This is a genomic window from Ferruginibacter sp. (assembly GCF_031430955.1).
In the GTDB taxonomy this organism is placed as follows: domain Bacteria; phylum Bacteroidota; class Bacteroidia; order Chitinophagales; family Chitinophagaceae; genus Ferruginibacter.
The window spans coordinates 1-9617 of the sequence record NZ_JANPCM010000073.1 but is presented as its reverse complement, the minus strand read 5'-3'; the positions used below and the strand labels follow the sequence as shown (position 1 = coordinate 9617).

The following is a 9617-nucleotide window of genomic DNA, read 5'->3' as shown; positions in this document are numbered from 1 at the left end:
TTAAAAGATAAAAAAGATTTAAAATATGCAGGCCATACAGGTTCTGGTTTCAGCGAAGCATTATTAAAAGAAATTTACAATAAACTGCAACCTATAAAAACTTCTGTATCGCCTTTTAATGAAGCAGTAAAAACAAATATGCCGGTAACCTGGGTAAACCCAAAATATATTGCCGAAGTTAAATTTACGGAATGGACGAGTGATGGAAAAATGCGTCATCCGATTTTTTTACGCATAAGGGAAGATAAAACAACAAAAGAAATTGTTATGAAAAAAACAGTAATAAAAAAGTCATCGCAGAAAGCAGTAATAACTGATGATGACAAAAATGGAGAGTTGATTATTGATAAGATAAAAGTAAAAATCACCAACCGAAATAAAATTTACTGGCCAAAAAAAAATATTACAAAAGGGATGATGATAGATTATTATCAATCGATGGCCACATATATTTTACCTTATCTTAAAGACAGACCCGAATCTTTAAAAAGAAACCCCAATGGAATTATTGATAAAGGCTTTTATCATAAAGATGCAGGTGATGATGCACCCGGTTGGGTAAAAAGTGTCCCTTTACATTCTGTTTCGGCAAATAAAGATATTGACTATATAATTTGCAACAATAAAGCCACGCTTGCCTACCTTAATAATTTAGGTTGTATCGAATTAAATCCATGGAGTTCTACCATTAAATCGCTGGATAAACCTGATTACATTATAATTGATATTGACCCTTCTGTAAAAAATAATTTTGAGCAGGTAATTGAAACCGCAAATGTTTTTAAAGAAATTTTAGATAAAGCAGGTGCCCGATCTTTTTGTAAAACTTCGGGTGCCACAGGGCTGCATATTTATATTCCCGCCGGTAAAAAATATACTTATGAACAGGGGCGGCATTTTGCAGAAATACTTTGCACTTTGGCAAACGAGCAACTACCCAAATTTACAAGCATGGAACGAAATTTAAAAAAAAGAGGTAATAAAATTTACCTCGATTATTTACAAAACAGCAAAGGGCAAACTGTAGCTGCTCCCTATAGCCTGAGGCCAGTTGAAGGCGCCACAGTTTCTACGCCACTGCTTTGGAAAGAAGTTAAACCCGGTTTGCATCCTTCTGCATTCGATATATTTTCTGTACCAAAAAGAGTAAAAAAAATAAAAGATATTTTTACAGGTGTACTTGCAAATGGAATTGACCTGAAAAAATGTATTGATAAATTGCAAAAAAGTTAAAGGACGTATTATTTCCAGCTACGATTAATAATTTGATACAGCGCCTGCGAAAGTTCATCAAACCGGCTGGGTTTTTGAAAAAAGAAAACAGCACCTAACTGCATAGTTTCTTCAATGTCCTTTTTATCGGAAGAAGTAGAATAAATAATTACGGGAATATTTTGGAGTGTACGATCCTTTTTTATTTCGGCAAGGCATTGCTTACCATTCATCCGGGGCATATTCAAATCTAAAAAAATAAAATCGGGTAATGTAAGCATACCTTTTAAAAGTATCTGCAATGCTTCCTGACCATTAAAAGCCGTTACACATTTACAAAACTTATCAATGCCTTTTAATGCTTCTATAAATAATTCCTGGTCATCAGGATCATCATCGGCAATAAAAAAAATTTTATTGTTTTCCACAGTTAGTTTTTGGCTTCATTAACAAATATAGTGTAGTAATTTACATTTACCGTTATATTAATTAACAATTATTTTTTGGCAGCTGATTATGCCTTATTAAAAAATAATTTAAAAACTGTTCCATGGTTTATTTTAGATTGCACATCAACGGAGGCGTTATGAGATTGCAGGATGTTTAAAGTAGAAGCCAGCCCAAGCCCCATACCATTTTGCTTTGATGTAAAATAAGGTTCAAAAAGTCTCGACATATTTTCGTCGTTTATACCATGCCCGTTATCTTCTATGGCTACGATATACTGTCCATTCTGTTGTTTTACTGCTATAAATAATTTGCCTTCATTTTCACTCATTGCTTCTACAGCATTTATTATAATATTTAGAAATGCAATTTTTAATTTTTCATTATCTGCCATGATCCATGCAGGATCCGAAACATAATCTTTTTGCAGCTCAATGTGCCGCAGTTTAATTCTGTCAATAGCATGATTCAACGCTTCGTCCAATATAGATTGCAATGATTTTTTTTCAACTATTACATCGTTGTCTTTAGATGAATTCACCAATTCAGCAATAAGCCCTTCAATTCGTTTACTGTTCCTGTTTATTATATCAAGGCAAATTTTTTGTTCGGCATTAACAACATTTTGATTCAACTCTTCTGCAGACAGCATAATATTGTTTAGCGGATTTCTAACTTCATGTGCCATCATCCTCACCAACCGGTTTGCCAAACCAACTTTTTCCAGCAGCAATGTTGCTTTTTCTGCTCTTTTTAATACAGTAATGTCGTGTATAATACCCTGAATGTATTTATCTCCCTTGATGTCTGTTTCCGTGGAAAGTGTGAGGATACAACATTTTTTTTCACCTGTTTTGGTAATCATTTCCACTTCTTTATCAGATACATTACCGCCTTCTTCTAATTTTTTTTTAATTATATCAGCTTCTTTTTTACTGGTAAGAAGTGAAAACAGATTTTTAGAAAGTAATTCTGTTCTGCCGTAATTAAGTAATTTAAAAGAGGCATCATTTACTTCTGTAAAAAATAACTGTTCGTCTGCAATAAATACGATATCCTTCGACCGTTCAAAAATATTTCTAAATTTTCTTTCGCTTGCTCTAAGTGCCTTCATCGATGAGGCCCTGTCTAATGAATATCTGATGCATCTTTCCAATTTCTCAATGCTCAACTCACCTTTTATAAGGTAATCTACCGCTCCGGATTCTATTGCCTGAATTTCGATAGACCGGTTACCATTACCCGTAAGTAATATAAAAGGTTCTTCGCAATTATTTTTTATGGAGTCCTGTATAAGATCTAAACCTGTTTTTGCCCCCAAAAAATAATCAACCAGGTATAAATCGTATTTGCCTGCGCAAATTAATTTTTCTGCATCGCTGTATATGCTGCACCATTCAATTGTAAACTGCTGGCCTGCAATATTTTTTAAATACTCGTTTATTATAAAGAAATCGCCTTCGTCGTCATCAATTACTAAAATGCGAACCTCAAAATTTTTCATAACTGTGCGTATTTAAAATATATTTTTAAGATAATAAAATCATGCCCTTTTAACGGGGAATGAAATAATAAAAGTTGCTCCTTCGTTTTCTTTGCTTAATGCCGAAATAAAACCATTATGCTTTTCAACAATTTGTTTGCATAATGCCAGGCCAATGCCGGTTCCCTGGTACTGGCTGTTGCCGTGCAGGCGTGTAAACATTTCAAATATTTGTTCCGCATATTTTTGATCGAACCCAATACCATTATCCTGTATAAAAATTCTGCAAAATTTTCTATCCCTGTTTCCATTATCATTTCCATCCAGCTGCTCCGCATAAATATTTATAACAGGGTCAACATCTTTTTTTTTGTATTTAATAGCGTTGCCAATTAAATTTGAAAAAAGTGGGCGCATAAGTCCGGGATTTACATTTAATGAAGGCAGTGTTTTAACAGTAATAACTGCTTTTTTTTCCTGCACCAATACTTCTTTATCTGCAATTACTTCTTTTACCAGCACATTTAAATCTGTATTAATAAAACGACTGTTATCGTTTGACAACTGAGAGAATTCAAGAATATCTTTTATTAATGTCTGCATACGTTCCGCTGCATTTTGAATACGGCTGATATATTTTACTGCATCATCATTAAACAAGTTTTTGTACTTGGTGTACAAGAGGTCGGTAAACGTTCTTATTTTTCTTAGAGGCTCCTGCAAATCGTGTGAAGACATAAAAGCAAAACGGTCCAGATCTTTATTAGCAGTTTCCAGGTGATCGATATTATCCTGTAATTTTCTGTTTAGCTCCCTTATTTGTTCTTCCGAAATTTTCCTTTCGTTAATTTCATTCTCCAGGCTTTTATTAATAGCCATTAATTTTTTTTCCTGTGCTACCAGTTGGTGGTTTTTTGTATATAGATCTACAAATACACTTACTTTAGTACGGAGCAATTCCGGGTTAATGGGCTTATAAATATAATCTACCGCACCCGTACGATAACCTTTAAACATATTTTCTTCGCCATAATTATTTGCAGTAATAAAAACTATGGGAATGTGTTTCAGCTTTTCTCTTTCATAAATTAATTCAGCTGTCTCAAAGCCATTAAGATTAGGCATTTTTACATCCATTAATATTAATGCAAAATCAAATTCGGTTAATAGAATTTTTAATGCCTCTCTTCCAGATGCTGCTTTTATTAATTCGTAACCATCAGGTTCCAGTATGGCTTCCATCGAAAGCAAATTATCGGGCCGGTCATCCACCAAAAGAATTTTCTTTTTCATACATTTTATTTGTAAAACCAGATACGCATTAACGAAAGCAGCTGATCAATTTTTAAAGGTTTGGTTATATAATCTGAAGCGCCGGCTTCAATACATTTTTGCCTGTCTCCTTTCATAGCTTTTGCAGTAACGGCAATAATGGGTAAAGTACTGTTTTTATGTTCCCGTCTTATTTTTTGTATCGTTTCATAGCCATCCATTTCGGGCATCATAATATCCATCAGTACCATATCAATTTTTGGACTGTTGGTAGTAATTACTTCAATCGCTTCTTTACCACTTTCGGCAGTAAGTGCATTAATACTCAATCTTTCAAATACAGTAGTTAAAGCAAAAAGATTTCTTACATCATCATCCACCACTAAAATATTTTTACCCGTAAGGATATCATTTTTAATCCTGATACCTTCAATAATTCTTTGCTTATCCGGTGGAAGCTCTTTATGATTGAGGTGCATGTGCACAATAGCTTCTTCCATTAAATTCTCAAGGGAGTTAACACCTTTTAATAAAATGGTATTGGAAGTGCGGTTAATATGGCTGAGTTCGGCCTTATTAAAATCTTTTGCAGAATAAATAATTACGGGAGTAATTTTTTTCTTTAACTCGCCTACCTTATTTACCAGTTCTATACCTGCAATATCCGGCATGGTATAGTCCAGAATAATAGAATCATACTCATTATTGGCGAGGTTTTCAATAGCTTTTTTTCCTGTATCGGCTATACTTACATTTATATTACTGAATGAAATCATTTTTGCAATTTGTGAAGAATCAATTTCATTATCTTCTACCAGTAATACATTTTTTGCACTTTTCTTACTTACAAAAAGAATGTCTTCAAATAATTCATTTAAAGTTTCATTGTCCAACGGTTTTAATAAAAAATTTCGGGCACCTCTTTTTAAAGCAAGGTTCCTGTTCTCTTCTCCTGATACTAAGTAAATAGGAATGTGGCGGTAATTCAAATCGTTCTTAAGCATGTCCAGCACTTTCCATCCGCTTGTATCGGGCAATTTTACATCAAGCGAAATGGCTGCAGGTGTAAAGCGGTTAATAAAATCAAACACTTCAATATAACTTATCGCCACAATAGCTTTCATATTATTCTGGTGTGCCTTTTCAATCATTATTTTACCAAACCGTAAATCATCTTCTACAATTAATAATACTTTATCGGTAGGCAAAATATTTGTTCTGTCATCACCAGTATCGTTAATCATTTCGTTAACAATACTTAAATTTTGTGTTTCGCTACCGCCGCTGGTTACCCTGATAGAATTTAAAAGCGTATCAATCTCTCCTGCATCTTCTCCTAATTTAAATTGATGTAAGGCACTTAAATTGCCCGAAGCTTCTTTGGTTATAACTCCGGTTACACTTTCTACCGGTAAAAATAAAGTGAAAGTGCTGCCATGCGATAAATTACTTTCCAGTTCAATACTGCCACCCAATAATTCTGCAAGGCCACGGCTGATGGATAATCCCAAACCGGTGCCACCATATTTACGGCTGGTACTTCCTTCTGCCTGCTGAAAGGCTTCGAAAATTATATTTTGTTTCTCCTGCGGAATACCAATGCCAGTATCGCTGATGGCAAAAGCTACAACACGTTTTGCAGCTTCTAAGTTGCTGTTACTTTGCTTCCAGTTGCGTTGTGCTTCGTAAATTTTTAATTTCACTTCGCCTTTCTCTGTAAACTTAAAGGAGTTGGATAAAAGATTTTTTAATATCTGATTAAGCCTTTGCAGATCTGTTTCCATAGTTAATGGCAACTGCTGATCGGTTTCGATAGTAAAACGCAAATGCTTTGCTTCGGATATAGGTTTGAAAGTAGTTTCTACAAACGTTGCAATTTCGGCAAATCTTACCGGTGAAATATTGGCCGAAATAAAACCAGATTCAATTTTAGACAGATCAAGAATATCATTGATCAATTGTATCAGATCATCACCGCAGGAGTGAATGGTTTTGGCGTAACGAATTTGTTTATCATTTAAATTGCCTTCGGCATTTTCGTATAATTGTTGGGCAAGAATGAGTAAGCTGTTCAGCGGTGTTCTTAATTCATGGCTCATGTTTGCCAAAAATTCCGATTTATATTTTGAGGTCAACTGCAACTGTTCGGCCTTTTCTTCCAGGGAACGCCTTGCATCTTCCACCTCCCTGTTCTTATCTTCCACTTCATTTTTTTGTTTTACAAGCAGCAATGCTTTATCCTGCAGTTCGTCGTTAGTACGGCTCAATTCTTCCTGCTGAATTTTTAATTCTCCTGCAAGAGATTGTGATTGTGTTAATAATTCTTCTGTACGTGAGTTGGCTTCAATAGTGTTTAATACAATACCTATACTTTCCGTAAGCTGACTTAAAAAATCCAGATGCGTTTGGCTGAAGCTGTCAAGCGATGCCAATTCAATTACAGCTTTTACTTTATTTTCAAACAAAACCGGTAAAATAATTAAGTTAGAAGGTTTTGCTTTTCCTAAGCCTGAATTTATTTTTATATAATTAGAGGGAACGTTGGATAAAATAATTCTTTCTTTTTCAAAAGCCACCTGGCCAACTAAACCTTCTCCAATAGCAAATTCTGCTGGCAGATTTTTTTCAGTTTTATATCCGTAAGCAGAAAATAAACTAAGTTTTACATTTTGAGTTTCTTCGTCTTGTTTTAAAATATAGAAAGCACCCCAGTGTGCAATTACCACCTGCGCCAATTCTGAAAGGATACGTTGTGTTACAGTTTTCAAATCTCTTTGTCCCTGTAACATCTGCGTAAACTTGGCCAAATTAGATTTCAACCAATCCTGCTCCTGGTTCAGCAAAGTTGTTTCTTTCAGGTTGGCGATCATCTGGTTGATCGTATCTTTCAATGCTTCCACTTCACCTTTTGCTTCTACCCTAATCGTTCTTGTTAGGTCACCTTTTGTTACTGCAGATGCCACTTCAGAAATAGAACGTACCTGTGTTGTAAGATTTTGTGCCAACTGGTTTACGTTCTCTGTTAAGTTTTTCCAAATGCCTGATGCACCGGGTACACTTGCCTGTCCACCTAACTGTCCATCCACACCTACTTCACGTGCCACTGTAGTAACCTGGTCGGCAAATAACGCCAGCGTATCAATCATTTCATTGATCGTATCAATCAATTGTGCCACTTCGCCTCTTGATACAATAGCAAGTTTTTGTTTTAGATTACCGGTAGCCACTGCCGTTACTACTTTTGCAATACCACGTACCTGGTTGGTAAGATTGGATGCCATCATGTTTACAGAGTCAGTCAGATCTTTCCATGTTCCACCCACACCTCTTACCTCTGCCTGTCCTCCTAACTTACCATCGGTACCAACTTCACGTGCCACACGGGTTACTTCAAACGCAAATGAGTTCAACTGTTCCACCATGGTATTGATGGTATTTTTCAAATCAAGAATTTCTCCCTTCACATCAATGGCCACTGTTTTAGAAAGATCACCCGAAGCCACAGCCTTGGTTACTTCTGCAATATTTCTTACCTGACTTGTAAGGTTACCTGTCATTTGATTTACGGAATCAGTTAAATCTTTCCATGTTCCTGCAACGCCGGGTACGAATGCCTGTCCGCCTAACTTTCCATCGGTACCAACCTCACGTGCCACACGTGTTACTTCTGATGCGAATGCACGAAGTTGATCCACCATGGTATTCAATGTTTCTTTCAACTGCAAAATTTCCCCACGAACATCCACTGTAATTTTTTTACTCATATCGCCGTTTGCTACAGCAATAGCAACCTCCGCAATATTTCTTACCTGTGCTGTAAGATTACCGGCCATTTGATTTACGGAGTCAGTTAAATCTTTCCATGTTCCTGCAACACCCGGCACGTTTGCCTGGCCACCGAGTTTACCTTCTGTACCAACTTCTCTTGCCACACGGGTTACTTCCGATGCAAAACCACGTAACTGATCCACCATTGTATTGATGGTATTTTTCAATTCCAAAATCTCTCCTTTTACATCCACACCAATTTTTCGGCTAAGGTCACCGTTAGCAACGGCTGTTGTAACTTCTGCAATATTTCTTACCTGGCTGGTAAGGTTACTCGCCATTTTATTTACGGAGTCAGTTAAATCTTTCCATGTTCCTGCAACACCAGGTACATCTGCTTGTCCACCCAATTTTCCTTCACTACCTACTTCACGTGCCACACGGGTTACTTCGCTACCAAATGCATTCAACTGATCCACCATGGTGTTGATAGTATTTTTCAATTCCAGAATTTCTCCTTTTACATCTACAGTAATTTTTCTTGACAGATCACCTTTTGCTACCGCTGTGGTTACCTCCGCAATATTTCTTACCTGTCCTGTTAAATTACTCGCCATACCATTTACTGAATCTGTTAAATCTTTCCATACACCTCCTACATCTTTTACCGCAGCCTGACCCCCCAATTTACCTTCACTACCTACTTCTCTTGCAACACGGGTTACTTCCGATGCAAAACTTCTTAACTGCTCCACCATCGTATTGATGGTATTTTTTAATTCCAGAATTTCTCCTTTTACATCCACATCAATTTTTCTCGACAGATCACCTGTTGCCACGGCGGTAGTAACCTCCGCAATATTTCTTACCTGACTGGTAAGGTTACCCGCCATGATATTTACCGAGTCAGTTAAATCTTTCCATGTACCAGCAACACCAGGCACCTGCGCCTGTCCACCTAATTTTCCTTCACTACCAACCTCACGTGCCACACGGGTAACTTCCGATCCAAAAGAATTCAACTGATCCACCATAGTATTGATGGTATTTTTTAATTCAAGTATCTCACCTTTTACGTCCACTGTAATTTTTCTTGATAAGTCACCCTTTGCCACGGCCGTTGTTACTTCGGCAATATTTCTTACCTGTCCTGTTAAGTTACTCGCCATACCGTTTACAGAATCCGTCAAATCTTTCCATGTTCCTGCCACGCCTTTTACCTGTGCCTGTCCACCGAGCTTTCCTTCGGTACCAACCTCCAATGCAACCCTTGTTACTTCCGAAGAAAATGAATTCAGCTGATCCACCATGGTGTTGATGGTATTTTTTAATTCAAGTATCTCACCTTTTACGTCCACTGTAATTTTCCTTGATAAGTCACCCTTTGCCACGGCTGTTGTTACTTCAGCAATATTTCTTACCTGTCCTGTTAAGT

Annotated in this window: 5 protein-coding genes; 1 reads left to right on the top strand and 4 read right to left on the bottom strand. The window is 36.5% G+C overall.

Annotated features, from left to right (window positions below; genetic code table 11):
* Positions 1 to 1233: non-homologous end-joining DNA ligase (ligD, locus tag ACY65O_RS02080; RefSeq protein WP_462219193.1), on the top strand; the 1233-nt coding region annotated here is incomplete at its 5' end.
* Between the two features lie 8 nt (positions 1234 to 1241).
* Here the strand turns inward: ligD and ACY65O_RS02075 are convergent.
* The 4 genes from ACY65O_RS02075 to ACY65O_RS02060 form a co-directional block, all read right to left on the bottom strand.
* Positions 1242 to 1640 carry a response regulator gene (locus tag ACY65O_RS02075; RefSeq protein ID WP_462219192.1) on the bottom strand — a complete coding sequence of 133 codons (399 nt, stop codon included), beginning with the start codon at positions 1638 to 1640 and terminating at the stop codon, positions 1242 to 1244.
* 86 nt (positions 1641 to 1726) lie between these two features.
* Positions 1727 to 3163, bottom strand: a complete 1437-nt coding sequence (locus tag ACY65O_RS02070) for an ATP-binding response regulator (RefSeq protein ID WP_462219191.1) — start codon at positions 3161 to 3163, stop codon at positions 1727 to 1729.
* 39 nt (positions 3164 to 3202) lie between these two features.
* Positions 3203 to 4435: a sensor histidine kinase gene (locus tag ACY65O_RS02065; protein ID WP_462219190.1), complete on the bottom strand. Its 1233-nt coding sequence runs from the start codon at positions 4433 to 4435 to the stop codon at positions 3203 to 3205.
* Between the two features lie 5 nt (positions 4436 to 4440).
* Positions 4441 to 9573 carry a HAMP domain-containing protein gene (locus tag ACY65O_RS02060; protein WP_462219189.1) on the bottom strand — a complete coding sequence of 1711 codons (5133 nt, stop codon included), beginning with the start codon at positions 9571 to 9573 and terminating at the stop codon, positions 4441 to 4443.
* Positions 9574 to 9617: the final 44 nt, after the last annotated feature.